Raw genomic sequence first — 25,146 nt, 5'->3', positions numbered from 1 at the left:
TTTTCGGGTGTCAGCGCAGGAGTGGGACTTCGGCCTGGGCCGAAGCGGAGTGCTGCATTGTCGCGTTCGAGATCGTCACCTTGAGATCGTCGGCCATGAACTGCGTCCCGGCGGCAACGACAAGGTCGCCGACCGCAAGGCCGTCGGTGACGCGCACGCCGTCGGTGGTGAAGTCGGAAAGCGTGACGGGGCGGCTACGGACGGTTTCCGTACCGCGATCGACAACCCAGACGATGGTGTAGCCGTCCTTCTGGGCAAGCGCGCTCAAGGGAACCGAGACATAAGGCTTGCCGCTGCCGGCCGAAGCCTCGACGGTGGCGGTCATGCCGAGCAGCACCCGCGGATCGTTCGGCAGGCTCACCCGCACGGAAAAGGTCCGCGACTGCTGGTCGGCGCTACCCGCCACCTCGCGCACCGTGCCATCCAGCGACAGGTCGGTGTCGGACCAGAGCCCGACCTTCACCGGAAGACCGGTCTTGAAGTTGGCGATCTCCGTCTCGGGCACGGCGACCTGCACTTCCTTTTCGCCCTCGACGGCGACGGTGGCGACAGGCGTGCCCGAGCCGACGACCTGGCCGACATCGGCATTGATCGTGGTGACGATGCCCGGCCGGTCGGAGACAAGGTTCGTATAGGTCACCTGGTTTTCCGCCTGCGACAGCGCCGACTTCGCGGCGTCGCGCGTCGCCACGGCCTGGTTGTAGCTCAGCACCGACTGATCGAACTGGGCCTGCGAGGCAAACTTCCGGGCGAGCAGCTGCTCGGCGCGGTCGCGCACCAGCTTGACCGTCTCGACCTGGCGCTCGGCCGCTTCCAGATTGGCCGAGGCACTGCGCACGGCGAGCTCGTAGTCGGTAGCGTCGATACGGGCGAGCAGATCGCCGACCTTGACCCGGTCGCCGACATTGACGACCCGCTCGACGATCTTGCCGCTGACGCGGAAGCCGAGGTTCATTTCGGTCCGCGCCCGCACGGAGCCGGAATAGCTGAGCTGGCGGGCCGTGTCGGCCTCGGCGATCTCGACGACCTTGACCGGGCGCACGACCGCAGTGGCTTCGGTCTTTTCCTGCGAGCAGCCGGCAAGGGTCGCCGTGAGCGTCGTAAGGAGTGCAGCAGTGGCAAAGAATGAAATACGGCGGCGAAATTCTAAGGGCTTAAACATGTTCGCACTCCCAAAACAGGCTGGCGCAGGCAGAAGCCGCGCCGTAAATATTTCTGCTAAACTTTCAATGCGTTAATCGCGAACTCGACCAGCTCTTCGGGGCTTGCACGGTTCGATTTGCTCAGACACTGGGCGACCATTTGCGGGTGACAGAGCGTGACAGTCGCAGCCCCGAAACAGCGGGACGCGGCATCGGCGTCCTGGTCGCGGAACTCGCCCGCGGCAATCCCTTCGCGGATGACGTCGGCGAGCAGCGCGTCGATCCGGTCGATATGCTTGTCGATGACGTGCCATTCACGCTCGATGGCAACGATCACCATCTCGTGCACCTTGGTATCGTCGAGCATGAGTTCCACCGTCATGCGGTGCTGGGCATGGACGTAGCGGCGCAGGCGCTCGCTGGCGGTGAGCGGCAATTGGCAGATTTCCTGCGCCTGCTGGTAGCTGGCGGCGAGCATCCGCGCGCAAAGCGCCTGGTGGATCTCGGCCTTCGACGCAAAGAAGCGGTAGATGTTTGCCGGCGACATGCCGAGCTCGCGGGCGATGTCGGCCACGTTGGTCTTGCTGTAGCCGAAATGCCGGAACAGGCCCTCCGCCGCATCGAGGATGCGCGTGATGTTGTCCTGCCGTGTCTGGTCGACGACGATATCGTTGCTCACCGGATCGCTGGCCTTTCGATTTACGACTGACGAATTTTGTATTTCGTCAGTCGTAAATCGAAACGAGGTGTGCGTCAATGGCACAGGCCGGGCAACGCGATCACGTTTGAAGACCAGAATGGCGGCCGCCGGACCGCCGGAAGCCTCCGCGATGCGAGACCGCGATTGATGCAACCCCGGCTGCCGTTGACTCGACACGCTATGGTGGTTACTGGCGACTTAACCGCCGCTTTTTCGGATTTCTCTCAAAGGGTTCAGCCATCAATGGCCACAGGTCTCATCGCCCTCCTCGACGATATCACCGCGATCGCCAAGATGGCTGCCGCCTCGCTCGACGACGTCGCCGCCCAGACGGTGAAGGCCAGCACCAAGGCCGCGGGCGTGGTGATCGACGATGCGGCGGTGACGCCACGCTATGTCGTCGGCCTGACACCGGAGCGGGAGCTGCCGATCATCGCGCGGATCGCCTACGGCTCGCTCAAGAACAAGCTGCTCTTCCTTCTGCCCGGTGCCCTTCTGCTCGGCTACTTCGCCCCCTGGGCGATCACGCCGCTGCTCATGGTCGGTGGCATCTATCTCTGCTACGAGGGCGCCGAGAAGCTTTATGGCGCGCTCTTCCCCCATGCCGCCCATGCGCATGAGGAAACCGTGCTCGGCGCAACCAGCGATCCGGCAGCACTTGAAAACGAGAAGGTTGCCGGCGCCATCCGCACCGACTTCATTCTCTCCGCCGAGATCATGGCGCTGACGCTCTCGACCGTTGCCGACGCCAGCATCTACATGCAGGGCGCGGTTCTGGCCGGCGTCGGCATCCTCATCACGCTTGCCGTCTACGGAGCGGTCGCCCTGATCGTGAAGGCCGACGACGCCGGCGTCGCGCTTGCCAAGAACCCCGTCTCGCTCCTGCGTCCGCTCGGCCGCGGGCTCGTGCTCGGCATGCCGGTCTTCCTCAAGCTGCTCGCCGCCATCGGCACGGCCGCCATGCTCTGGGTCGGCGGCAGCATCCTCGTGCACGGAATGGCGCAGATGGGCCAGGCCGGTCCGGAACATTTGATCCACGACATCTCCGAGCACGTCGCCCTGGCGCTTCAGGTCGCTCCCGGCCTCGTCGGCTGGCTCGCAACCTCGGCGCAGCAGGCCCTGCTCGCCATCGTCGTCGGCGCCGCGACCATCGTCGTCATGGGCAACGTCGTCGCGCCGATCTGGAGCCGGCTGCGACCAGTGCGGGATCAACGCGGCTGAAATCATCGGCTTGATAGCGCTCTCCCCGCCTGAAGGGCCCAACGCATGGCTAAAGACAACAGCGGCTACCGCCCCGCAGGAACGCACCTGCTGCTCGATTTCTGGGGGGCGACCGGGCTCGCTGACGCCATCGGCATCGACCAGGCCCTGCGGGAGGCTGCCGATGCCTGCGGCGCGACCCTGCTCGACGTGCGCTTGCACGAGTTCGGCGGCGAGGGCGGCGTGACGGGCGTCGCCTTGCTCGCGGAATCGCATATCAGCATCCACACCTGGCCGGAGACCGGATACGCCGCACTCGACGTTTTCGTGTGCGGCGGCTGCGATCCAAGGGAAGCCATCGCGCCGCTCAAGCGACGTTTCAACCCGACGGATATCAAGATCACCGCGGTCGCCAGAGGTTCCGAGCCACTTCTTTCAGCCGAGAGTTGCATCGCATCTTGAACGACGACGCGAAGCCGCATAAGCCTCTCCCGGCATTTTCACAGCCTACGATCTAACGGGCCTTCCATGGACTTCAGGAACTTCGTTTTCGACGATGTCGCGCGGGCGCCGGCATTCGTCCTTCTCTATCTCGTTCTGTTCCTGCTTTCGAAATGGCTGAAGGGCATGCTCCGGCCCTATGACATCGATCACGAGCTGGCTTCGAAGGACAACCAGGCGATCGCGATCGCGACCAGCGGCTACTATCTCGCGACAGCCGTCATCTATTGCGCTGCACTCGTCGGCCCCTCAAACGGTTTGACGCAGGACCTGCTTTCCGTCGGCGGCTATGCATTGCTCGGCCTTGTCATGCTGAACCTCAGCGGCTGGATCGTCGATGCAGCGATCCTGCGAAGGTTCAGCGACACCGAACAGCTCGTCCACGAGAAGAACACGGGCGTCGGAGCGGTCCATTTCGGCGTCTACTTTGCCACCGGCCTGATTGCGGCGGGCGCGATATCGGGCGAAGGCGGTGGCGTTGTATCCGCCGTCGTCTTCTTCGTGCTCGGGCAGGTTTCCCTGTTCGTCTTCGCCTTTGTCTACGAGAAGCTTTCGCCCTACGACATCCACGACGAACTGCTGCGCAAGAATTCCGCAGCAGGCATCGCCTTTTGCGGCCACGTGATCGCACTCGCGATCATCGTGATGAACGCTTCGGCCGGCAACTTCAGCGACTGGAAGAGCGACCTGCTGCAATTCGCGACCGCGAACCTGATCGCCTTCATCTTCCTGCCGGTCATCCGCGTGGCGATCGACCGGTCGATCATCCCTGGCCAGTCGCTGGCGCGGGAAATCCGCGACGATGGCAATATCGGCGCCGGGATCCTCGAGGCGTCCAGCGCCATCGCGTTCGCCACCGTTCTCGCATTTCTGTTGTAGGCGGGCGCAAGCGTGGCAGATGCGTATCGCAAGCAAACCACCGGCAGCGGGCCGACCATCGCGGCCGGGCTCGATTACGGCCGGATCGCATCGGTTTACATATGCTTCGGCCTATTGAGCCTGTTCACCGCCTGGGTCTTCAGCTGGGAATCGCAGAAGATCTTCACCGGCCCGGCAAGGATGGCGGCGAGCTCGCCGGCGGCGGTCGAAGCGGACGAGGCAGGCGAACGCGTGCCGACGCAGAATTATGAGCTGATCGGCCCCTTCATGGTCACGCGCGCCAACCAGGTCTTCCGGGTTCAAGTGACGGCCGACGTCCAGGTGAACAGGTGGTCTTTCGTCGAAGTGGAACTGCTCGATGCCGAAAAGGACTACATGCTGTCCTTCGGCCAGGAGCTTTGGCACGAAATCGGAGCCGACAGCGATGGCCCTTGGGAAGAGGCCAACGAAATCTATGAAATGAAGCTCACGATTCCGCAGCCGGGCGCATACTACCTGAACGTCAAGGCACAGGGCCCCGTGCGCGCGAACGTCATCAGGGTGGCTATCAGCCGAAGCTATGGCAGCAGCATCCCACACCTGATCTTCGGCGTCCTCACGCTCACGATCGGTCTCCTGGTCAACGAAATCGTCAACCGGACGATTATTCGGCTGGCAACGAGGTTCCGCTCATGACGAACGAGACCAGACGCGTGGTATATGTCACGGCGACGATCCTGGGCGCGATCTACATCGCCCTCTTCTATTTCGCGCTCGACGGCTATGGCTATTCCGGCCACGGCGGTTCTAGTTCCGGCTCATCGCGCTGGTACTGGGGCGGCCCTGAAACCTACCACGAGCCAAGCAATCGCGCCGGCAGCCTCGACGGAACCAACCGGCTGGGCGGCGGTCCGGAAAGCGGCAAGTGACCGAGATCCCGGAAAATGCGCCCGATGAACGATCGACAGGCAGCTCCAGGCGCTCGCTGACGCTCGTCTTCTGCGCTTTCGTCTCCGGGCTGTGCTCGATCATCTACGAATTGTTGATCGCCACCACGGCCTCCTATTTCCTCGGCGACAGCGTGAAGTTCTTCTCGCTGACCATCGGCATCTACATGGCTTCGATGGGGGTCGGGACCTATCTGTCGAAGTATATCGAGCGGGATCTGCTGGTCCGCTTCGTCCAGATCGAACTGGCACTCGCCTTCCTTGGCGGCGTGAGCATTCCGGTTCTCTATTTCGCCTATGCCTGGACGAGCTTCTTCATCCATTTCTACCTGATCTTCACCGTCACCATCGGCGTGCTGATCGGTCTGGAGATCCCGTTCCTCACCCGGCTGATGGAGCGCTACAACCAGCTCAAGGTGAACATCGCCAACATCCTCTCGTTCGATTATTTCGGCGCGCTGATCGCCACCATCTCCTTCCCCTTCTTCCTGCTGCCGTTCTTCGGGGTCTACCAATCGTCGCTGCTCTTCGGCTTCGCCAACATGTCCATCGGCTTTGCGGTGCTCCGGGTCTTTGGTGACGAGATCGGCGAAAGGTCGCGGCCGCTCATGCGGCTGACGCTTGTCCTGACGGTGCTGCTCGCCGCACTGATCGCACTCTCGCACTACTTCCTCGAACGCTGGGACCAGAGCCTCTACGAAGATCGCATCGTCCATAGCGACCAATCGCGCTACCAGCGCATCGTCCTGACCAAGGATCGGGACGATGTGCGGCTCTATCTCGACGGCAATCTTCAGTTTTCATCGATCGACGAATATCGCTACCACGAGGCGCTCGTTCACATTCCGCTCTCGCTGGCGACGCGGCCGGCCGGCCGCGTGCTTCTGCTCGGCGCCGGCGACGGCCTCGCCGCGAGAGAGCTGTTGAAATATCCCTATGTCCGCGAAGTCGTGCTGGTCGATCTCGACCCGGAGATGATCGACCTCGCCCGGAGCAACCCGCATATTCTGGCGCTCAACGGCGACGCGCTCGCATCAGACAAGGTCAGGGTCGTTCTCGCCGACGCCTTCGGCTTCCTGCAGGAAAATCGCGCGCCCTTCGATTTCATCATCGCCGACCTGCCGGACCCCAACAACAGCGGGCTCGCCAGGCTCTACAGCAAACAATTCTACCGATTGGTGCGCAACAATCTCGTCCCCGGTGGGCTGCTCGTGACCCAGGCGACGAGCCCCTATTTCGCGCCAAGGGCCTTTGCGAGCATTGCCAAAACTGTGGAGGCTGCAGGCTTCGCCAATCTCTACCCCTACCACGCCAACGTTCCCTCGTTCGGCGATTGGGGGTTCGTGCTGGCGAGTGACACCGCTCTCGATCCAGCGCGACCGGCGCTCAAGGTGGCAACGCGCTATCTCGACGAAGCAAACTTCGCCAAACACTTCCTGTTCGAGAAGGACGTGATCGCAGACGGGGTCGAGGTCAACACGCTCGATCGCCCCGCCTTGCTCGATTATTACCTCGCCGGCTGGCGGAACTATCGATAGCGCTGCGGAAAGCAGCGCTATCGCCACAACGACGGGCGCTAGCGCTTGTACTTCACGCCCGGCAGAACGCAGAGCATTTCATAAAGCAGGTTCGCCGCGGTGATCGCGGTCGTGCCCGTCGTATCGAAGGGCGGGCTAACCTCAACGAGATCGGCGCCGACGAGGTTGAGGCCGCGGCAACCGCGGATGATCTCGATCGCCTGGATAATCGTCAGGCCGCCGATCTCCGGCGTGCCGGTGCCCGGCGCATAGGCCGGATCAAGGCTGTCGATGTCGAAGGTCAGGTAGGTCTTGTGGTTGCCTATCTTCGCGCGGATACCTTCGATCAGCGGCACCAGCGACTTGTGCCAGCATTCCTCGGCCGGGACGACCGTGAAGCCCTTGTCGCGCGACCAGTCGAAATCATCCGACGCATAGCCGGTGCCGCGCAGGCCGATCTGGAAGACGAGATTGGGATTGAGGCAGCCGTCCTCATAGGCACGACGGAACGGCGTTCCATGCGCGATCTTTTCGCCGAACATCGTGTCGTTGATATCCGCATGCGCGTCGACGTGGATGAGGGCGACCGGCCCATGCTTTTCCGCGATCGCCTTCAGGATCGGGTAGCTGATCGTGTGATCGCCGCCGAGCGTCAGCGGAATGCAATCGTGCTTCAGGATCTCGCCGATGCCGCGGGTGATGATCTCCATGTTGGCCGGCAGGTTGAAGGTGTTGATGGCGATGTCACCGATATCGGCAACCTGCAGGCTCTCGAAGGGTGCTGCACCCGTCGCCATATTGTAGGGGCGGATCATCACGGATTCCGCGCGGATCTGGCGCGGACCGTAGCGGGTGCCGGAGCGGTTGGACGCGCCGATATCCATGGGGATGCCGACGAAGCAGGCATCGAGGCCTTCCGCCGACGTCGCCGTCGGGAGGCGCATCATCGTGCCGGGGCCACCGAACCGGGGCATGTCGTTGCCGCCGAGCGGCTGGTTGAATTTTTCGTCCATGGAAGTTCTCCCTTTCTGTCGCCGGAACCCTAGCAGCCATTGGCACCGGAGAAATGCCCTTCGATCGAACGTTACTTCGATCGCGGTCAAACAAACATGCCCGATGCAGCGAAGGCAGGCGTCGATTGCCGTTTACGCCGCCGCCACGTCTCCCGCACCTAGCCAAAGGGAGTGTTGCCCTCCAAGGACCCGCCAATCACTTTGGCGAAAACAAAAATACCGTGTCCTTGGGAGGAACCATGCAAAACTTAACCCGCACCGCCCTGCGCTCCATGTTTGCGGCGTCGCTCGTCGCCCTTGCGGCCTCAACGGCGGCCCACGCGCAGGACAAGCTGTTCATCTACAATTTCTCCGACTACTTCGCCGAAGACACCGTTTCGAACTTCCAGGCGAAGACCGGCGTCGAAACGCGGGTCGACTTTTACGATTCCCTCGAAGTGCTCGAGACCCGGATGCTTGCTGGCGGCAGCGGCTTCGATGTCGCCTTCCCGAGTGCCACGGTCGGCGAGCGTCTCATCCAGTCCGGCGCGCTGAAGCCGATCGATCCTGCAAGCCTGAAGAATTACGGCAATCTCGACAAGGACCTCCTCAAGCTTGTCGCCGAGCACGACCCCGAGAACAAATACCTCGTGCCCTATATGTGGCTGACGACGGGGGTCGCCTATAACGCCAAGCTCGTCGCCGAGCGCCTGCCCGATGCGCCCACCAACAGCCTCGACATATTCTTCAAGCCCGAGGTCGCGGCAAAATTCCAGGACTGCGGCATCGGCATCGTCGACGCGCCGAACGAGGTGATCCCGATCGCGCTCAACTATCTCGGCCTTGATCCCTATTCGACCAAGCCGGATGACCTCGACAAGGCGAAGGAGCTCTTGCTCAAGCTTCGTCCCTACATCCGCCATATGCAGAGCGGCCAGCTCGTCGCCGATATGGCATCGGGCCAACTGTGCCTGGCGCTGATGTGGAGTGGCGACGCCGGCATTGCCGCTGCCCGCGCCGAAGAGGCGGAGACCGGCGTTGCGGTCGACTATTCGATCCCGAAGGAAGGCACGATCATCTCCTTCGACACGATGGCGATCCCGGCCGACGCGCCGGATCCTCAACAGGCGCTCGCCTTCATCGACTATATTCTTGAGCCGAAGACGGTCGCCGCGATCAGCAACCATGTCTTCTACGCCAACGCCAATGCGGCGGCGACGGCAGAGGTCGACGCCGGCATCCGCGACAACCCGAACATCTATCCGCCTGCCGAAGTCCGCTCCAAGCTCTTCGTCGACAAGTCGCTGCCACCGCGCCAGACGCGCGAGCGCACCCGCGTCTGGTCCGCATTCCGGGCCGGCCAATAGGCGAACCGTCAACAGCAGGACCAGATCCCGTGCCATCCTATATTTCGATCGAGAACCTGGCGAAGTCCTATGGCGTCGTCACGGCCGTCAACAACATCAACTTGGGCATCGAGAAGGGCGAGTTCTTCTCGCTTCTCGGGCCCTCGGGCTGCGGAAAATCGACGCTGCTCAGGATGATCGCCGGCTTCGAGACGCCGACCTCGGGCGCGATCAGGCTGGAAGGGGCCGATGTCACCGACGTGCCGGCGCACAAGCGCCCGACCAACATGATGTTCCAGTCCTATGCGCTGTTTCCGCATCTGACCGTTGGCAAGAACATCGCATTCGGATTGCAACAGGACGGGCTCGACAAGAGCGAAATCCGGAAGCGGATCGACGAGGTGGCTGAAAAGCTGCAACTGACGGCACTTCTCGATCGCAAGCCGGTGCAGCTTTCCGGCGGCCAGCGCCAGCGCGTGGCGCTTGCCCGCGCGCTGGTCAAGCGGCCAAAGGTGCTGCTGCTCGACGAACCCTTGGGCGCGCTCGACAAGAACCTGCGCACGGAAACCCAGCTCGAACTCGTGCGCCTGCAGCGCGAGCTCGGTCTCACCTTCATCATCGTCACCCACGACCAGCACGAGGCGATGACCGTCTCCACCCGCATCGCCATCATGAAGCAGGGACAGGTGCTACAGGTCGGCTCACCTTCCGAAGTCTATGAGGCGCCGCGGTCGCGCTACGTCGCGAAGTTCCTTGGCGAAACCAATGTCTTTGCCGGTGGACGCACGGAGCGGAGCGGCGATGAATTGCGGATCGACAGCGATGAGGCCGGCGGCGGCGTCCGCGCCGCCTTCACCGACCGGGTGGCGCTCGACCGGCCGTTCTGGGTTTCGGTCCGACCCGAACGGGTGGAACTTGCGACTTCGGGCAGCGGCCTTGAAGGCACCGTGGAGCAGCTCACCTACACGGGCGTCGAGCGGCACTATCGCCTGCGGCTGAAGTCAGGCGCGACACTCGACGCGCGTCGGGTCAACCTTGGCACTGAGAGCGATCTCGCGGTCGGCGATCAGGTGTTTGCAAGCTGGCCGCCGCAGGCAAGCCGGCTGCTGGCCGAATAGGAGAGCACCATGACTTCCGTTTCGGCATCGCCCGCAAAGGCGAACTGGGGCAAGCGCCTGCTGATCGCCATTCCCTATGCCTGGCTTCTCGTGTTGTTCCTGGCACCCTTCGCACTGGTCGCCGGCATCAGCCTCTCGACCGTGCGGCTCGGCATGCCGCCCTTCGAGCCGCTGACCGCCTGGGACGGATCGATCCTCAATCTCAGGCTCAACTTCGAGAACTTCCTCTACGTTCTCACCGACGACACCTATCTGCTCGCCTATCTAACGAGCCTGAAGATCGCGGCGATTTCGACGGCCGCCATGCTGTTCATCGCTTATCCGCTCGCCTATGGCATCGCCTCCTGCTCGCCCTCCTCCAGATCGCTGCTGGTTTTCCTGGTAATCGTGCCGTTCTGGAGCTCGATGCTGATCCGCGTCTATTCCTGGATGAGCATCCTCAGGAACGACGGCCTGTTGAACATGCTGTTGTTGAAGATCGGCCTCATCAGCGAGCCGCTGCGCATCCTCAACACCGAGACGGCGATCTATATCGGCATCGTCTACACCTACCTGCCCTTTATGGTGCTGCCGATCTATTCGACCTTGAGCAGCGCCGACCGCACCCTGATCGAGGCGGCGCGCGATCTCGGCTGCTCACGCATTTCCGCCTTCTGGCGGGTCACCTTCCCCTTGAGCCTGCCCGGCGTGCTCGCCGGCTGCGCGCTGGTCTTCATCCCCGTCGTCGGCGAATTCGTGATCCCGGATTTGCTCGGCGGTGCCGACACGCAGATGATCGGCCGCGCCATCTGGCTGGAATTCTTCAACAACCGCGACTGGCCGATGGCGGCTGCCGTGACGATCGTGCTGCTCGCCCTGCTGGTCGTGCCGATCGTCTATTTCCAATCGCGCCAATCGCGCGAACAAGGCTGAGGAGCAAGCGATGACCAAACCAAGCTGGTTCAATCGGCTGTCGATCCTGTTCGGCCTCGCCTTCCTGTATCTGCCGATCGTCGTTCTTGTCGTCTACAGCTTCAACGGTTCGAAGCTCGTAACGGTCTGGGGCGGTTTCTCCACCCAATGGTATGCGACCGTTCTCAACAATCCCTCGATCATCGAGGGCGCAAAGGTCAGCTTCCTGGTCGCCGCGATCTCTGCCACCGCCGCCACCCTTCTCGGCACGCTTGCCGCCGTCGTCATGGTGCGGCTGCGTCGCTTCCGTGGGCGGGCACTCCTCAACGGCATGCTGCTTGCGCCGATGGTGATGCCCGAGGTGGTGATGGCCGTCTCGATGCTTCTGATGTTCGTGACGCTCGGGATCGACCGCGGGCCGCTGACGATCACGCTGGCGCATACGACCTTCACGCTCTGCTTTGCGACCGTCGTCTTGCAATCGCGGCTGGTCGAACTCGACCCGTCGCTCGAAGAGGCCGCCCGTGACCTCGGTTGCCCACCGGCGAAAGCCTTCGTCAGCGTCGCCTTACCGAACATGATCCCGGCGCTCGTCTCCGCCTGGCTTTTGTCCTTCACCTTGTCGCTGGACGACCTGGTGATATCGAGCTTCACCACCGGGCCGGGCGCCTCGACCCTGCCGATGAAGATCTATTCGCAGATCAAGTTCGGCGTGACGCCGGAGATCAACGCGATCTCGACGATCATCCTCGGCATAGTCGTGCTGGGATTGGTGGCAGCCCAACTCGTCTCGCGGCGCTCCGAACAACGGGTAAGCGCCGCTACTTGAGGTATCTCCGGGGAAGAGGGTCTTCTCCGGAATTGCCGACGCAATGCGAGGGTCAGTGCGGCCTCAGCGCGACACCCGGCGAAAGATAGGTGGCCAGCGGATCCTCAAACGCGTTGCTCGCCGAAGACACGGCGTCGATGAACAGCGAGAACAGCGCCGTCTGCGACGTGATGTCGAGCTTGGCGTAGAGGTTGCGGCGATGCAGCTTGACGGTTGCCGGCGAGATGCCGAGCTTTTCGGCGGCCCCCTTGACCGAGTAGCCGCGAAGGATCATCTGCGCCACCTGGCACTCGCGGTCGGTCAGCAGGCTGCGACCAAAGTTCCTGACCGCCTGCGCCAGCGCGCTTTGCAGCGGCGAGCCGTCGTCGCCCAGACTTTCGGGCCTCAGATCGCGATAGTGCCGAAGCACGGCCATGCTGATGAGCGGGGCGGCACTCTGCAGGAAATCCTGGTCTTCGCCACTGAAAGCCGCATGCGCATGGCGCCGCGCCAGAGAGATTGCGATCTTCGTGTCGGCATCGATACCGATGAAGACGTTGAATTCGTCGTGCAGGCCCGAATGCCGGTAGTAGTCGCGATAATACTGCGACCGGTCGAAGGACGGATCGATCTGCCGCAGGCGGTAAAGCCCGTCATCGCCGTTGTCGAGCGCCAGCCGGTAGAACGGGTCCATCCGGTACGGCCCCTGCAGATAGGCACGGATATCCGACAGCCCCCTGTCCGTGCGCCAGTCGTTGTAAAGGATCTTCGGGGCGGCGTCGCGTCGATAGAGGAGCATCAGGCCGGCATCGATCGCGATGTGCCGCTTGAGCGAATGTGTCAGCCGGTCCTGGAAATCCGAGCGGCCCACCCCCTCCATCAGCGACAGCGCCAGATCGCCCACGCCAGACACCCGCTGCGTCGGCGCGCAGACTTTGATGATCGTATTATCGTTCATGTTGTTCTCCTCCAAGCACAGACTAGGTGAAGGTTCGGTCGGTCGCAAGTAACGGATTTTCACTACGGGATTTCCAAAACTATCTTTTAGCGAACCAAAACAACGTCCTAAGTGGCGGACACCCGGCGGTGCGGGGCCTTGCGGCGCGGGACAGACAGCGTGCCGAGGCCCGAACCTAGCCCTTTGGCGTATTCCGAGCTGCGATCCCGGCGCCTAGAAAAATGATGCAAGCCGCACAGTAGATCCGCGGCCAGCAAGGCGGCACGGGACTGCCGAGACGGCATATTGCTCTCGGCCATCTGGTCGTTCCGCAGAAGAATGAAGCAACGAAACCCTGGCGCGTGGCCGATCGACTTGGCGCTCGTCTTTCTGAACTGGAGTGAACATGTCGAAGGTCATCAAACTCGGGCGCGATGGTGTCGGCCTCAACGCGCTCGAAAAATGCAGCGTCGTGCCGCCGGAGGCGATCCTCTCGGGCTTTGCGGACGAACTCGGCGACGTGCATTTCGAAAGCCCCGACAAGGCCGTCGTCATCGGCACATGGCAGTCGACGCCCTACGCAGAAATGCTCTCCTATCCCGATGGCAACGAATACAGCGTCATCCTCTCGGGCAAGGTTGCGATCACCAACCCGGACGGATCGGTCGAGACCTTTTCAGCCGGCGAAAGCTACATCCTGCCGGCCGGTGTCGAGGTTCGTTTCGAGGTGATCGAAACGATGCGCAAGGTCTACGTCCTCTACACCGCCCCTGCAGCGAAGTGATGTGAGGCGTCCCCATGACCAAGGTGAGAAGCAAAGCTCTTGCAGATGTGACGATGACGCCCTTCTGGCTCGACCGGCCAGATGCGCCTGAGCCGCGAGAGCGCCTGTCGCGACATCTGAAAGCCGACCTGCTCGTCGTCGGCGGCGGTTTTACCGGATTGTGGGGCGCCATCCAGGCAAAGCAGCGCCAGCCCGAGATCGAGGTTGTGCTGATCGAGAAAGGCTCGGTCGCCAACGGCGCTTCGGGCCGGCCGGGCGGCGTGGTTTCTACCTCCGTCATGCACGGGCTTTCGAACGCCGTGCGCATTTTCCCGAAGGACATCGCGGCGCTCGAGAAGCTCGGCCAGGAGAACATGCACGGCTTCCTTGCGACGCTTGAGGAGCATGCGATCGACTGTCATGCCGAGTGGGGCGGGGAGTTGACCGTCGCGGTCGACGATGCTCATATCGAGGCGCTGCACGAGGAGCACGAACTTCACCTCAAATACGGTCATCAGGCAGCCTTCCTCGATCAGAGCGCCGTCCGCGCCGAAATCAATTCACCGCGCTACAAGGCCGGCGTCTGGTCGAAGCATATCTGCGGCACGGTCCACCCTGCCCTGCTCGCCTTCGGGCTGAAGCGGGTCGCGCTCACGCTCGGTGTCCGGATGTTCGAAAACACCGAACTGACCGGTCTCGAAGACCTCGGGGACCGGATGAAGGCGCACACGCCTTCGGGCAGCGTAACCGCGCCGAAAGTGCTGCTCGCCACCAATGCCTTTGCCTCGGGCCACAGGAAGATCAAAAACAGGGTCGTCGCCGTGCGCGACCGGGTGCTTGCGACGGATCCCCTGTCGGCAGACCAGATGGCATCCATCGGCTGGAGCCATCGCCAGGGCGTCTACGACACGCGCACCCAGATGAACTACATGCGGCTCACCAAAGACAACCGCATCATCTTCGGCGGGCGCCTCGCCTATGCCTTTGCCGGCGATCCGTTTCCATCGGTCGACCGGGAGCTCGATACCTATGAGCCGCTCGCCGCCGCCTTCTTCGATACCTTCCCGCAGCTCGAAGGCCTGCGCTTCACCCATGCCTGGAGCGGTCCGATCGATCTCAGCACCCGCATGGCCGTGCACTTCCAGCGCTACCATGACGAGAAGGTCGTCTACGCCGGCGGCTATTCCGGCTTCGGCGTTTCGGCCTCGCGTTTCGGCGCACGCATCGCGCTCGACATTCTCGACGGCTCGAAGACCCCGGAGAGCCGGCTGGATTTCGCCACCAGCCTTCCGAACACGATCCCGCCCGAGCCGTTCCGCTGGCTCGGCGCACAGATCACCATGTATGCGCTCGACACCGCCGACAAGTCCGGCGGCTGGCGCAGGCCGTGGCTGAAGATGGTCTCGGCCATGGGCTTCCCGCTCAGTTGAGCATGTGTTTTCCGGCGCTTTCGACGGGCAAGCGGAGCCGAAACCTTCGGCTCCGTCACCGGCCGATGGCGGCGTCGCATCCGGCCCGGGCGCAGCGGTGGTAGTAAATCGTTAACCATGATTAGATAGCCAAAGCTACCCATTCCGCTGGCTGATTCGCGAGCGTTCGTAGCACCGGCGGCACCCATGCGACAAACACCGCTCGCGGTTCTTTCCAAACGCCTCGGCCTTTTCACGGCACTAGCTTCCCTTGCCTTCTCGACGCCGGCACTTGCCCAGTCCGTTTGGACCGGGGGAGCCGACAATGAATTCGGCAACGGCGCGAACTGGGCGCCGGCCCTGCCCGGTGCTAACGACGCAGCGGAGGTCAACGCCGGTTCTCCGCAGGTCAACGACAGCCGCACGATCCGCCAGCTCGGCGTCGACGGCGGCAATGTCACCATCTCCAACACCGGCGCGCTGACCGTCACCAACGGCAGCACGATCAATTCGGGAAGCGTCAGCATCAATGCAGGCGGCGCGCTCACCTCCGATGTCGAACTGAACGGCGGCAGCCTGTCGATCGACGGGGTCCTCAACGGACGGCTGACGCTGAACAACGGCAACGTGTCGGTGAACGGAACCCTGGACAGCGCCAGCGTCGGCAGCGCCACGTCGCTCTCCAACAACGGCCAGGTCGGTGACGTCAACGTCTCGGCCGGGGGTACTTTCGTGAACAACACCGGCGCCGTCGCCGGCGCGACGGTGAATGCCGGTACCGCCTCCAACGCCGGAACCATGGGCTCGCTCACCAACACCCAAGGGAATTTCACCAACAACACCGGCGGCACCATCACCGGGAAAACGACGGTGTCGGGCGGAACCGTCACCAACAACTTCGTCGTCACCGATGCGGATGTCGCGGCCGCCGCAGCCTTCGTCAACAACAATGGCGCAACGGCGGGCGCGATTACCAACGCCGGCACGGTCTCGAACGCCGGCACCATCGCGTCGGTGCGCAACGACGCCGGAAGCTTCACCAACAATTTCGGCGGCAAAGTAACCGGCGAGACGACGGTCTCTGGCGGCGCCGTTACCAACAATGCGACACTCGGTACGGTGACCGTCGGTACGAACGGCACCTTCACAAACACCTCGGGGGCGAACGCCGGAGCCGTCACCAACAGCGGGTCCGCATCGAATGCCGGCACGATCGCCGGACTGACCAACACGGCCGGAAACTTCGCCAACAATGCCGGCGGCACCATCACCGGGAAGACGACGGTTGCAGGCGGCACCGTGACGAACAACTTCGTCGTCACCGACGCCGACGTCGCGGCCGCCGCCGCCTTCGTCAACAATAGCGGCGCCGTCGCCGGCAACGTCGCCAACGCCGGCACCCTGTCGAATGCCGGCACCATCGCGTCCGTGCGCAACGATGGCGGATCCTTCATCAACAACGGCAACGGCACGGTGACCGGAAAGACAACCGTTGCCGGCGGCAGCGTTGTCAACAATGCAGCGCTCGCAGACGTCGAGATCGGCGCCAACGGCACGTTCACCAACAACAGCGGCGCGACAGCCGGGGCCGTCTCCAACGCCGGCACCGGGTCGAACGACGGAACCATCGCCTCGCTCGCAAACAGCGGCGGCCTGTTCCAAAACACCGGCACGGTCAGCGGCGCGGCAAGCATCACCGGCGGCACGCTCGTCAATCAGGGCACGATCGCCGGGACGGTCCAAATCTTCGACGGCGGTCTCTTGTCCGGCAGCGGCATCGTCGGCGGCCTGACGGTCAATGCCGGCGGCGTGGTCTCGCCAGGCCCGGGCATCGCGGTTGCCACCGTCACCGGCGACCTGACGTTCCGTTCGGGCTCGATCTATCAGGTGGATGTGGATGCGGCGGGGCAATCCGACCGCCTGGCCGTTTCAGGCGCGCTTTCGCTTGAGGGCGGCAGGCTCGCGGTCCTCGCAGGCATCGGCGTCTATGACCCGTCGACGAGTTACACCATCGTTTCCGCCGGCACGGTCAGCGGCCGATTCGACGCGGTGACCAGTAATCTTGCCTTCCTGTCGCCGACGCTGACCTATGGCGCCACCGGCATCGATCTGACGCTCGACCGCAACGACGTTGCCTTCGCCGACCTTGCAGAAACCGCCAACGGGCGCGCAACGGCAAGCGCCGTCGAAGCGTTGGGCGTCACGAACCCGCTCACGCTGGCCGTGCTCTCGCTGGACGATGCAACGGCCGCAAGCGCCTTTTCCCAGCTGAGCGGAGAGGTCCACGCCTCGGTCAAGAGCGCGCTGATGTGGGACAGCCGCTTTCCGCGGGACGCCATTCTGGAGCGCGCGAGCTCCGCCGTCTCGACCCTTCAGGAAACCGAGGACGCCATCTTCTGGACGTCGGGTTTTGCAGGCACGGGCCATTTGTCCGGTGACGGCAACGCCGCCGCTATCGATAGCCGTACGGCAGGTGTTCTCGTCGGCGCCGATATGGCGGTTTCCGACGATTGGCGCCTCGGCGGGATCCTCGGCTATAGCCATCTCACCGTTCAACCACAGGCGCGCGTCGACGCCTACCATGCCGGCCTCTACGGATATGGGAACATCGGGGCGCTGAACCTTGCAGGCGGCGCGATCTATAGCCACAACGAAGTCTCGTCGGAGCGCGACCTCGCCTTCGGCTCGTTCGCCGATCACCTGACCGCCGATTACGACAGCACCGTTGCACAGGTTTTCGCCGACCTTTCCTTCACGCTCAGTGCAGACGACATCAGGCTACAGCCGTTCGCAAACCTGGCCTATGTCTATCTCGATACGGATGCGTTCCAGGAAAACGGTGGTTCGGCAGCGCTATCGGCAGAGGGCGCCACGGACGACGCCATGCTCACGACCATCGGCCTGCGCTGGTGGGCGGATCTGCCGGTAGACCAGATGCCGGTTTCCGCCTCCGGCATGCTCGGATGGCGCCATGCGGAAGGCGACCTTTCACCGTCCGCACGCCTTGCCTTTGCCGGTGGCAGCCCGTTTACCATCGCGGGCGTTCCCATCGCGCGCGATGCGCTGGTGGTGGAAGCGGGCATTTCCGCCCGGCTCTCCAAATCAGCCCGGTTGGCAATCACCTATCTCGGCGAATTCGGCGACGGCGCGCGGTCGAGCGCCGGCCGCGCAAACCTGATCGTCGATTTCTAAATCGCATGTCTACCAAGGCCGGCAACGACCGATCTCGGCCGCTTCACGGCTGGACCTTGGCCACCGACCCGGCTCCGGCAAAGAGGTCCGGGTAGGAGCGTTCCAGCGTTCCGGCGATCGCAGCGGCGAAGCGTTCGTTGGCGATCCGGTTCGGGTGTGCATCCGACGGCGACACCCACAGCGTTTCGGGAACGAGATCCTCGACCGACGGGCGAAGATCGAGGAAGGGAACGCCCTCGCTTTCGGCGATCTTTTCGACCGCGCCGGTGACTTCCGGGAACGGATACTGCTTGACTTCGTGCAATTCGGGATAGTTGACGATCACGAGCTTGATGCCGCGCTCGCGGCAGAAGCTGATCAGCCGCCGCATCGCATCCTGCCCTTCCGTCCAGCCGGGCTGATCGGCTTCATAGAGGCCCCGGTAATAGGCCTTCCAGTCCGCCCGCCCGAGGAAGATGCGCGAGATCTTGTCGACCGCCGAGGCGAGCACGACATAGGCCTGCGAATATTCGCCCCAGCCGACCTGGTGACGACGCGGCGTCGGCTCGGCATCGTTGATGAAATAGTTGAGCACGACCACATCCGGCTTGAGCTCGATACCCTTGGTCATGAAGTAGGCAACTTCCATCTGGGTGTTGTAGTTGCCGACACCGGTGTTGATCACCTCGTATTTCGGCGCCCCCTGGCTGCCGCCGTTGAGGACCGCTTCCAGCAACCTGGACGGCGTGTCTTCCTCTTTGACGCCCCAGCCGAAGGTCAGCGAATCCCCGAGCATCATCACGCGTGTCGTCCCGGCGGTCACCGGGCCGATTTCGCGGTTGCGCAGACCGACGGAGTTGATGCTGACCGGCACACCCATGAACACGCCGCTCGAATTGGGAATGTGCTCGTGGCCGATCGCCGGCTCGGCGCTGACCCGTTTCAGGTCGCGGGCGTATTTCCACATCTCGAGGTCGAAATCCATGCCGTTGTCAAAGACGGTGCGCGCCATGCCTTCGATCATGAGACCGCAGAGCGCCAGGCTGAAAGCGGTCGCGAGAACAGCAAGCAGGGCACGTTTGAGAATGGAGGACTTCCGGACGCTGTTTTGTTCCATTTGAACGACACGTGTTGCATTGGAATTCATCGGATCTTCCTTTCAGGTCCGCCGATTACTGTCCGACCTGAGAAAACTTCAGGCAATCAGGCTCCACCGGAGCGGTTTTTACGAAGGGGTGCTCGCCGACCGTCAGCCCCTTGCCGCCGCTCCAATCATTGACCAGCCACTGGTCGATCGCTTCCGCGACAAGGAAATGTCCGAGCGGAGAAAGGTGCTTGTCGCCGATGCCGTAGGTTTTCATCGGATCGTTGGCAGAGAGCTTTTCGGTCGGATCGACCACGTACACGCCGGGCGTCGCAGCGGCGAACGCCTTGATCATTTCACGTTGTTTTTCCGGCTGCAGGCCGTCGTCGCGGCCAGCCAGTTCCGCCCAACCCGGCAGGATGACGACGAGCAGCTCGGCGCCGTTGGCGCGGGCGTCGTCGGCAAGCCGGACGAACAGGCGCCGCGTCAGCTCGATCGCTTGGCCGATGTCGCGGCGCGACGCCCGGTCGCCGACATAGGGTCTGAGCAGCGTCGAATAGAACCAGTTGTAGAGCTTGCTGTTCTGCCACAGGTACAGATGCGCCTGCAAAGCGAGGCTGGGCTTCTTCGTTCCGCTGCCGGCCGGCTCGACGGTGATGTCGACGGACGACGGCGTCAGCACCGCGCGCTCGGCATTGTCCTCGAGGTCGGTGCTGAGCGAGAGGCCGACGACGACGAGTTTATGAGGGATGCTGTGGCCCTTGTCCTCGTAGACCCGGATCTCGTTCGGCTGGCCGTAGCCGCCGGTGCCGTAGTTCTTGAGAAGCAGCTGCGGGTGCCATGCGTTCAGCAGCGAGCTGAAGGTTTCGCTTTCCTTGACGAGCGAGCCGCGCACCATGGAATCCCCAAGCACGAACACCGGAGACCCCGTTCCCGTCGCATTGTCGCGGAAACCGTCGCTGTTGATCTGGACGCGGTTCCAGGGGTCGAGCGGGCTGAAGCGCTCGAAATAGCTGTTGCCCGGTATTTCGGTATAGCCATAGAGCGCATGCGACTGATGCCGCGCCCGTGGCACGCCGCAATAGACATATTCGCCCTCGCCGACCGGAAGCTGCAGGCTCGGCACCATACGCAGCAGCATCTCGCAAAGCAGAATGGCGACGAGGCCCGAAACGAGAATGATCAGCCCATCCATGATGCCGCCGAAATTGCGCGAACGGCGCATACGCTTCAGGGTGCCGCTCGACGAGGGCTTGTTCTGATCGATGAAATCCGCAGGCGTCGCCGTCGGATTGTTGTTGTTGAGCGCATCCTGACGTTCGGCTTTTCGGGACATGTCAGCTGACACCTTGATTGTGCGATCTGTGTTGAAACATTTCGGATGGTTGCCGCATCGCCCGCTTCAGGCGCTTCCGGCCTCGCGCCAATAGGACCGTGCCAGGCTGGCGAGATAGGTGGTCGTACGCCTCGCCGTCTTTGCGACCGAGGGACGCTTCGGTTCGCCGGAGCTTGCATGTTCGCCCGATTTTGCGAGCCGGATGCGCTTGGATGCATCCGGCCGCAGGAGCTCGATCGGTCGAAGCAATCCGGGCAAAGTCCCGTACCCCGTCAACTGGTCGCGAAACAGGCTGGTCGCGGCATAGACGACATCCGCCGTCTCGACCGCTTCCCGCACGCGAACATCATCCGAAATCTTGACGTAAAGCACGCCGGGAATGAAAAGAGGCAACGTCGGTACCACGGGATCCAGGATCCGGTTGACCGCGGCCGGCGTCACCTCGTTTAAAACGAAGACGGTAAGCCGCTTCTGGCTCAAACGATAACCCTTTATGATTATCTCGACCGGAAGCCGACCGTCTGTTTCAGCTATTTCAATAACACTTTGAACATGCATAGTGGCTCTCCGGAACAGAGAAGAACACCGTCAATATTTTCAGAATACGAGAACATGAATCTATTCGTTATATAGCGACATTAGCTTCGGAGGTTTCACTTCGCTGCCGGAGACGCCTTACAATTCCGAACTCTATCTCAGGATTTTCGTTCTGAATATATCCAGATGGATATACTCCGGCCCTGTTTCTTACAGTTCGCTTGCGGCAAAAAACGCCGATCGCGACGTGTCGTCGCCGTGGTTCGATCGATTTTGAAGGAGGAGGGTCAGCGCAAAGGCAGGCGGCACGCAAGCGCGGCCGGCGCCGTCACGAAGGGCTTTTCGGGAGCCGGTTCGCCAGATTGGCCAGCTCGACGCGCGTCGAGATGCCCAGCTTGCTGTAGATGCTGTGGAGATGCAGCTTGACCGTGCCCGGCGATATGCCGAGCCGGGCGCCGATCTCCTTGCTTCGGATCCCCGAGGCCGCCAGCCGCGAGACCTCGATCTCGCGCTGCGTCAACAGGTCGACGCCCCTGGTCTCAACGGCTTCCTGCGCGCGTATCCGCTCGATCGCGGACTTCAGCGCCTGGTCCTGGAAATAGGTCTTGCCGCTGGCCACGACATTCATGCAGTCGATCAGGGTGTCCGGAGCCTGTTCCTTGAGGACGATGCCGTTCACCCCGAGCCGGATCGCTTCGGCAACCTGGTCGTCGCCGATATCAGCCGTCAGGATGACGATCGCGATCTGCTGTCCGTGAGTGCTGCGCACCTGGCGTATGAACTCGAGTCCGTCCATATGCGGCATGCGAAGGTCGGCGACGACGATATCGGCGCCCCGCTCGGACAGGACCTGCAGCGCATCGGTTGCACGCTCGCAGGTCGCCACCACCTCCCAGCCGGGCACGGTTTCGATCAGCCGGCGCAGCCCGTCGAGCACGATCAGATGATCGTCGACGACGACCGCGCGCAACGCTATTGCGGCATTGGCAGCATGACGACCACTCGAGTCCATTCCGCTATCCTTTCGATCGCAAGCTTTCCGCCACGCGCTGCCGCCCGTTCGCGCAGGCTCCGCGGTCCAATTTTTTCCCGTTCCAGCTCGGCATGGTCGAGGCGCTCACCATAACCAAAGCCGACCCCGTCGTCGTCGATCGTCAGCACGATCGATCCGTTGTCGATCCTGACCATGATCCTGACCTTCTGCGCGCCGCCGTGCCTGACCGCGTTGGCGGTCGCCTCGGAGGTCATGCGCGCCAGCTCGTAGGTCAGCGCCAGCGGCAGGTCGATGCCGGAGGGCGGGTCGAAGGCGATCGAGACGTCGATCTGCCATTGCTGTCGCAGCCGCGCGGCAACCGCTTCCAGTTGTCGCTCGAGCTGCATTTCGCCGGTAGCCTGGAGATTGCCGCCCGGCTCGAGCGCGCGAATGAAACCGCGAAGCTCCCGCTGTTCTTCCAGCAGCATCGCCTGGATGGCCTCGAGGCGTTCGGCAATCACCTCCGGCCCCGCATCCTTGAGCTTGCGCAGCGACTGAAGCTGCAGTGCCGTGCCCGCAAGTGCCTGAAGCACGCCGTCGTGCAGGTCGCGGCCGATGCGGATGCGCTCGTCGACGGCCGCCTCGTCGCTCAGGCGCCTGACCAGGATCGCCTGTTCGAACAGCGCCTTGATCCTGTCGGCGATGATTTCGGCGATCGCCACGTCATCGAGCGTGAGCGCCGGCGGCTCCAGAACGAAGAGACGCGCCTGCAGGTCGTCGACCTGAAAGTAGGTCGAGACCGCAGCGTTGATGTTGAAAGCCTCCACAAGCGCCGGCGAGATCGGCGGGTCTGGATCGGACCATTGATGAAACCGCCCCTCGCCCACATGCACGAGAAGCCGGCCACGGGCGGCCTCGGTGATCAGCAGGCTGCTTTGCAGCAATTTTTCATCCGTCCAGGTGCCGAAGGCATCGGGCGGCATCTGCATGACCTCAAGCTCGCCTTCGTTCCACAGGGCGGCATAGGTCCAGGGCTCCTCCGCATCCGTCCACAACAGGAGAGCCCGCGGCACCAGCATGACATGGGCGGCATAATCGAGCGCCGCGCGCGCCGGCCACTCGCGGCCACGCGGCTGGCTCGGTGTTCGCTGCACCAGCCGAAGCAGCTCGGCCCGGACCGCCTCCTGGTGGGCGCCGAGCCAGACGAGCAGCGTGGCCGCAACGAAGATGAAGAGAATGCGCGAGGCGTTCGTCGTCGTATCGGCATCCGGATCGAGCATATCGCCGGCATCGAAGTAGCCGAGATAGAGCAACGCCGCGAGGCAGACGAGACCGGTGTAGAGCGCCCCGCGCCAACGCCAGTGCAGCGTCGCGGACAGCAATGTGAACGGCATCAGCATGAAGAACGGGCTCGCCGGACCGTCGGTCATCGACATGAAGATCGCAAAGGCGGCGACATCGATGATGTGACGCACCAGCGTGCCGCGCACCCGCGAAATCTCCGTGCGCCAGACGAGGAAGGCGGCGGCGACCGCATAAAAGAGATAGCCGATCAGCAGGAAGTAGATGGGCTCTGGCGGCAGCGGCACGTGGACGGAATCGAGCCATGCGATCCAGACGCTGCCGAGCGCCAGCAGGATGCGCCCGACGGCGATCACCTTGTCGGAGCGGGCCCGGAAAGTGTTCGTCCAGACCTTGCGGCCGGAGGCTTGGTCCAGATCCATCGGCGCGCCGGTATGCGGCGGCGCGGCCGTCGCCGGGCTCACGCGGCGGGCGCTGAAACGGTTTGACGGCTCTAGCCTCATGCCAAGTCTCCGCTCTGCGCCGCCCCTTGGAAAACAACCCTGCGCGTGACGAGCGAGAATAAATCAAATCGCGGCCACCGACCCACACCGTCCGCATCTTCGACGACAAGGACGGCACGGCCCTGGAAGCCGCTGCAATCTGCATATTCAAGTGTCGCCAGCATACGCTCGTCTCTTCCAGCGCTCAAATGCATTTGCCACCAGTATAGCCAAGGTTACGCACGCGCGCCCGGACCACACGAACCTTGCACTGCTGCTGGCATACCCTGGAACAGGGCCGACCAGCGGGCATCAACCCGAGTATCGGAAGATCGCACCAAGAATCGAAAGCCCGATATGAGCCTCTATATCCATTGGCATATTGACCTACCCCAGTATTTGCCGCTCATATTCTCCCAATATAAATGACTAAAAAGTTTTTCATTCGTCGGCACAATGAAAATTGTGCGTTTTTTAGCTAACCGCTTTGAGGTGGATAGCAATGAGCATTTCTCACGGACCACTGCACGAGAGGCCCCCGGAAGGACCGTCGAACAGAAGTTTCGGCTATACCGTCGGTGGCATCCTTACCCTGATTGCGCTCGTAAAATGGTGGCGGGCTTCCGAGATTACGACCGTAACGGCTGTGCTCGCCCTGATCGGCGTGGTTCTGGTCGTCCTGGCCCTGATCGCGCCCTCCACCCTGACACGCGCCAACCATCTCTGGATGCGGCTCGGCCTTGTACTGTTCAAGATCGTCAATCCGGTCGTGATGTTCCTGATTTACGTCACGACCTTCGTGCCGATCGGCTTTTATCTCAGGCTGCGCGGCAATGACGCGCTGACCGAACAGTTCGACAAGAACGCCAAGACCTACTGGATCGACAAGCCGCAGGCCGAAGCAGCCCAGGCAACGATGAAGAACCAGTTCTGAATTTTGAAGAACCTATCCCTTATTGTATCGGACAGAGGACACGAAAATGGACCTTGCTAGGGAACTCCTGTCTTACATGGGCAACCGGAAGAAGTACTGGTTGCTGCCGATCCTGGTCATGACGACCATCTTCGGAACCCTGGTGGTACTGACGCAGGGAACGGCCGTTGCCCCCTTCATCTATACGCTGTTCTAGGG

The 25,146-nt window shown here is 62.6% G+C and carries 24 protein-coding genes; 15 read left to right on the top strand and 9 right to left on the bottom strand.

What is annotated here, in order from left to right:
* Positions 1-10 precede the first annotated feature (10 nt).
* Both OKW20_RS10725 and OKW20_RS10720 read right to left on the bottom strand, forming a co-directional pair.
* Positions 11-1,162, bottom strand: a complete 1,152-nt coding sequence (locus OKW20_RS10725) for an efflux RND transporter periplasmic adaptor subunit (RefSeq protein WP_043611061.1) — start codon at positions 1,160-1,162, stop codon at positions 11-13.
* A gap of 56 nt (positions 1,163-1,218) precedes the next feature.
* A complete protein-coding gene (locus OKW20_RS10720) occupies positions 1,219-1,821 on the bottom strand; it encodes a TetR family transcriptional regulator (RefSeq protein ID WP_043611063.1) in 603 nt (200 codons plus the stop codon).
* Between the two features lie 264 nt (positions 1,822-2,085).
* On the opposite strand from OKW20_RS10720, the gene OKW20_RS10715 reads away from it, so the two are divergent.
* The 6 genes from OKW20_RS10715 to OKW20_RS10690 all read left to right on the top strand — a co-directional run bounded on the left by OKW20_RS10715 (position 2,086) and on the right by OKW20_RS10690 (position 6,886).
* Positions 2,086-3,063: a DUF808 domain-containing protein gene (locus tag OKW20_RS10715; RefSeq protein ID WP_043611065.1), complete on the top strand. Its 978-nt coding sequence runs from the start codon at positions 2,086-2,088 to the stop codon at positions 3,061-3,063.
* A gap of 45 nt (positions 3,064-3,108) precedes the next feature.
* Complete coding sequence (speD, locus tag OKW20_RS10710; RefSeq protein ID WP_429172064.1) at positions 3,109-3,504, top strand: adenosylmethionine decarboxylase; 396 nt, start codon at positions 3,109-3,111, stop codon at positions 3,502-3,504.
* Positions 3,505-3,570: 66 nt separating this feature from the next.
* Positions 3,571-4,422 (top strand): DUF350 domain-containing protein, encoded by an 852-nt coding sequence (locus tag OKW20_RS10705; protein ID WP_429117941.1) that lies wholly within the window; start codon positions 3,571-3,573, stop codon positions 4,420-4,422.
* Between the two features lie 12 nt (positions 4,423-4,434).
* Positions 4,435-5,097 (top strand): hypothetical protein, encoded by a 663-nt coding sequence (locus OKW20_RS10700; RefSeq protein ID WP_429172062.1) that lies wholly within the window; start codon positions 4,435-4,437, stop codon positions 5,095-5,097.
* Positions 5,094-5,330: a hypothetical protein gene (locus OKW20_RS10695; RefSeq protein ID WP_192449377.1), complete on the top strand. Its 237-nt coding sequence runs from the start codon at positions 5,094-5,096 to the stop codon at positions 5,328-5,330. The genes OKW20_RS10700 and OKW20_RS10695 overlap by 4 nt, the downstream gene beginning before the upstream one ends.
* Positions 5,327-6,886: a polyamine aminopropyltransferase gene (locus OKW20_RS10690; protein ID WP_429172060.1), complete on the top strand. Its 1,560-nt coding sequence runs from the start codon at positions 5,327-5,329 to the stop codon at positions 6,884-6,886. The genes OKW20_RS10695 and OKW20_RS10690 overlap by 4 nt, the downstream gene beginning before the upstream one ends.
* Positions 6,887-6,924: 38 nt before the next feature.
* Here the strand turns inward: OKW20_RS10690 and speB are convergent, their stop codons facing one another.
* Positions 6,925-7,878: an agmatinase gene (speB, locus tag OKW20_RS10685; RefSeq protein WP_429172058.1), complete on the bottom strand. Its 954-nt coding sequence runs from the start codon at positions 7,876-7,878 to the stop codon at positions 6,925-6,927.
* A gap of 239 nt (positions 7,879-8,117) precedes the next feature.
* Here speB and OKW20_RS10680 point away from each other — a divergent pair, with 239 nt between their 5' ends.
* From OKW20_RS10680 to OKW20_RS10665, 4 genes are read left to right on the top strand one after another with little or no spacing between them, the layout of a single operon-like run.
* Positions 8,118-9,224 (top strand): extracellular solute-binding protein, encoded by a 1,107-nt coding sequence (locus tag OKW20_RS10680; RefSeq protein ID WP_429172056.1) that lies wholly within the window; start codon positions 8,118-8,120, stop codon positions 9,222-9,224.
* A gap of 29 nt (positions 9,225-9,253) precedes the next feature.
* Positions 9,254-10,321 carry an ABC transporter ATP-binding protein gene (locus OKW20_RS10675; protein ID WP_429172054.1) on the top strand — a complete coding sequence of 356 codons (1,068 nt, stop codon included), beginning with the start codon at positions 9,254-9,256 and terminating at the stop codon, positions 10,319-10,321.
* A gap of 9 nt (positions 10,322-10,330) precedes the next feature.
* A complete protein-coding gene (locus OKW20_RS10670; RefSeq protein ID WP_052201523.1) occupies positions 10,331-11,233 on the top strand; it encodes an ABC transporter permease subunit in 903 nt (300 codons plus the stop codon).
* Positions 11,234-11,243: 10 nt separating this feature from the next.
* A complete protein-coding gene (locus tag OKW20_RS10665) occupies positions 11,244-12,041 on the top strand; it encodes an ABC transporter permease (protein ID WP_043611081.1) in 798 nt (265 codons plus the stop codon).
* A 52-nt stretch (positions 12,042-12,093) separates the two neighbouring features.
* Here the strand turns inward: OKW20_RS10665 and OKW20_RS10660 are convergent, their stop codons facing one another.
* Complete coding sequence (locus tag OKW20_RS10660) at positions 12,094-12,978, bottom strand: helix-turn-helix transcriptional regulator (RefSeq protein WP_052201524.1); 885 nt, start codon at positions 12,976-12,978, stop codon at positions 12,094-12,096.
* Positions 12,979-13,363: 385 nt separating this feature from the next.
* Here OKW20_RS10660 and OKW20_RS10655 point away from each other — a divergent pair, with 385 nt between their 5' ends.
* The 3 genes from OKW20_RS10655 to OKW20_RS10645 all read left to right on the top strand — a co-directional run bounded on the left by OKW20_RS10655 (position 13,364) and on the right by OKW20_RS10645 (position 18,321).
* A complete protein-coding gene (locus OKW20_RS10655; RefSeq protein ID WP_052201525.1) occupies positions 13,364-13,741 on the top strand; it encodes a cupin domain-containing protein in 378 nt (125 codons plus the stop codon).
* 14 nt (positions 13,742-13,755) lie between these two features.
* On the top strand, positions 13,756-15,150 hold the full coding sequence (locus OKW20_RS10650) for an NAD(P)/FAD-dependent oxidoreductase (protein ID WP_429172050.1): 1,395 nt from the start codon (positions 13,756-13,758) through the stop codon (positions 15,148-15,150).
* 186 nt (positions 15,151-15,336) lie between these two features.
* Positions 15,337-18,321, top strand: a complete 2,985-nt coding sequence (locus OKW20_RS10645) for an autotransporter outer membrane beta-barrel domain-containing protein (RefSeq protein ID WP_429172048.1) — start codon at positions 15,337-15,339, stop codon at positions 18,319-18,321.
* A 43-nt stretch (positions 18,322-18,364) separates the two neighbouring features.
* Here the strand turns inward: OKW20_RS10645 and OKW20_RS10640 are convergent, their stop codons facing one another.
* From OKW20_RS10640 to OKW20_RS10620, 5 genes are all read right to left on the bottom strand, one after another.
* Positions 18,365-19,447 carry an SGNH/GDSL hydrolase family protein gene (locus OKW20_RS10640; protein WP_429172046.1) on the bottom strand — a complete coding sequence of 361 codons (1,083 nt, stop codon included), beginning with the start codon at positions 19,445-19,447 and terminating at the stop codon, positions 18,365-18,367.
* Between the two features lie 25 nt (positions 19,448-19,472).
* On the bottom strand, positions 19,473-20,720 hold the full coding sequence (locus OKW20_RS10635; RefSeq protein WP_429172044.1) for a hypothetical protein: 1,248 nt from the start codon (positions 20,718-20,720) through the stop codon (positions 19,473-19,475).
* A gap of 66 nt (positions 20,721-20,786) precedes the next feature.
* Positions 20,787-21,200: a hypothetical protein gene (locus OKW20_RS10630; RefSeq protein WP_052201526.1), complete on the bottom strand. Its 414-nt coding sequence runs from the start codon at positions 21,198-21,200 to the stop codon at positions 20,787-20,789.
* Positions 21,201-21,585: 385 nt separating this feature from the next.
* A complete protein-coding gene (locus tag OKW20_RS10625; protein WP_043611089.1) occupies positions 21,586-22,269 on the bottom strand; it encodes a response regulator in 684 nt (227 codons plus the stop codon).
* The gene (locus OKW20_RS10620) at positions 22,230-24,035 is read right to left on the bottom strand and encodes a sensor histidine kinase (RefSeq protein WP_429172042.1); all 1,806 of its coding nucleotides are present in this window, start codon (positions 24,033-24,035) and stop codon (positions 22,230-22,232) included. Before OKW20_RS10620 ends, OKW20_RS10625 begins: the two co-directional genes overlap by 40 nt.
* 481 nt (positions 24,036-24,516) lie before the next feature.
* Between OKW20_RS10620 and OKW20_RS10615 the strand changes: the two genes are divergently transcribed.
* Together OKW20_RS10615 and OKW20_RS10610 are read left to right on the top strand one after the other, a co-directional pair.
* Positions 24,517-24,948, top strand: coding sequence for an SxtJ family membrane protein (locus OKW20_RS10615; protein ID WP_043611091.1), 432 nt, complete (start codon positions 24,517-24,519; stop codon positions 24,946-24,948).
* A gap of 46 nt (positions 24,949-24,994) precedes the next feature.
* Entirely contained in the window at positions 24,995-25,144 is a 150-nt protein-coding gene (locus OKW20_RS10610; protein ID WP_089043047.1) for a DUF5989 family protein, read from the top strand.
* Positions 25,145-25,146: the final 2 nt, after the last annotated feature.

The sequence above is a fragment of the Ensifer sp. LBL genome (assembly GCF_050435225.1).
Taxonomy (GTDB): domain Bacteria; phylum Pseudomonadota; class Alphaproteobacteria; order Rhizobiales; family Rhizobiaceae; genus Ensifer.
This window is presented reverse-complemented; position numbering and strand designations above follow the sequence as displayed.

Bases quoted from the DNA above. Each gene is read 5' to 3' on its own strand.
- OKW20_RS10645 (WP_429172048.1), top strand. From the start codon at position 15,337: ATGCGACAAACACCGCTCGCGGTTCTTTCCAAACGCCTCGGCCTTTTC.
- OKW20_RS10695 (WP_192449377.1), top strand. From the start codon at position 5,094: ATGACGAACGAGACCAGACGCGTGGTATATGTCACGGCGACGATCCTG.
- OKW20_RS10615 (WP_043611091.1), top strand. From the start codon at position 24,517: ATGAGCATTTCTCACGGACCACTGCACGAGAGGCCCCCGGAAGGACCG.
- OKW20_RS10655 (WP_052201525.1), top strand. From the start codon at position 13,364: ATGTCGAAGGTCATCAAACTCGGGCGCGATGGTGTCGGCCTCAACGCG.
- OKW20_RS10650 (WP_429172050.1), top strand. From the start codon at position 13,756: ATGACCAAGGTGAGAAGCAAAGCTCTTGCAGATGTGACGATGACGCCC.
- OKW20_RS10705 (WP_429117941.1), top strand. From the start codon at position 3,571: ATGGACTTCAGGAACTTCGTTTTCGACGATGTCGCGCGGGCGCCGGCA.
- speB (WP_429172058.1), bottom strand. From the start codon at position 7,878: ATGGACGAAAAATTCAACCAGCCGCTCGGCGGCAACGACATGCCCCGG.
- OKW20_RS10660 (WP_052201524.1), bottom strand. From the start codon at position 12,978: ATGAACGATAATACGATCATCAAAGTCTGCGCGCCGACGCAGCGGGTG.
- OKW20_RS10625 (WP_043611089.1), bottom strand. From the start codon at position 22,269: ATGGACTCGAGTGGTCGTCATGCTGCCAATGCCGCAATAGCGTTGCGC.
- OKW20_RS10665 (WP_043611081.1), top strand. From the start codon at position 11,244: ATGACCAAACCAAGCTGGTTCAATCGGCTGTCGATCCTGTTCGGCCTC.
- OKW20_RS10680 (WP_429172056.1), top strand. From the start codon at position 8,118: ATGCAAAACTTAACCCGCACCGCCCTGCGCTCCATGTTTGCGGCGTCG.
- OKW20_RS10670 (WP_052201523.1), top strand. From the start codon at position 10,331: ATGACTTCCGTTTCGGCATCGCCCGCAAAGGCGAACTGGGGCAAGCGC.
- OKW20_RS10620 (WP_429172042.1), bottom strand. From the start codon at position 24,035: ATGAGGCTAGAGCCGTCAAACCGTTTCAGCGCCCGCCGCGTGAGCCCG.
- OKW20_RS10725 (WP_043611061.1), bottom strand. From the start codon at position 1,162: ATGTTTAAGCCCTTAGAATTTCGCCGCCGTATTTCATTCTTTGCCACT.
- OKW20_RS10610 (WP_089043047.1), top strand. From the start codon at position 24,995: ATGGACCTTGCTAGGGAACTCCTGTCTTACATGGGCAACCGGAAGAAG.
- OKW20_RS10715 (WP_043611065.1), top strand. From the start codon at position 2,086: ATGGCCACAGGTCTCATCGCCCTCCTCGACGATATCACCGCGATCGCC.
- OKW20_RS10635 (WP_429172044.1), bottom strand. From the start codon at position 20,720: ATGTCCCGAAAAGCCGAACGTCAGGATGCGCTCAACAACAACAATCCG.
- OKW20_RS10640 (WP_429172046.1), bottom strand. From the start codon at position 19,447: ATGAATTCCAATGCAACACGTGTCGTTCAAATGGAACAAAACAGCGTC.
- speD (WP_429172064.1), top strand. From the start codon at position 3,109: ATGGCTAAAGACAACAGCGGCTACCGCCCCGCAGGAACGCACCTGCTG.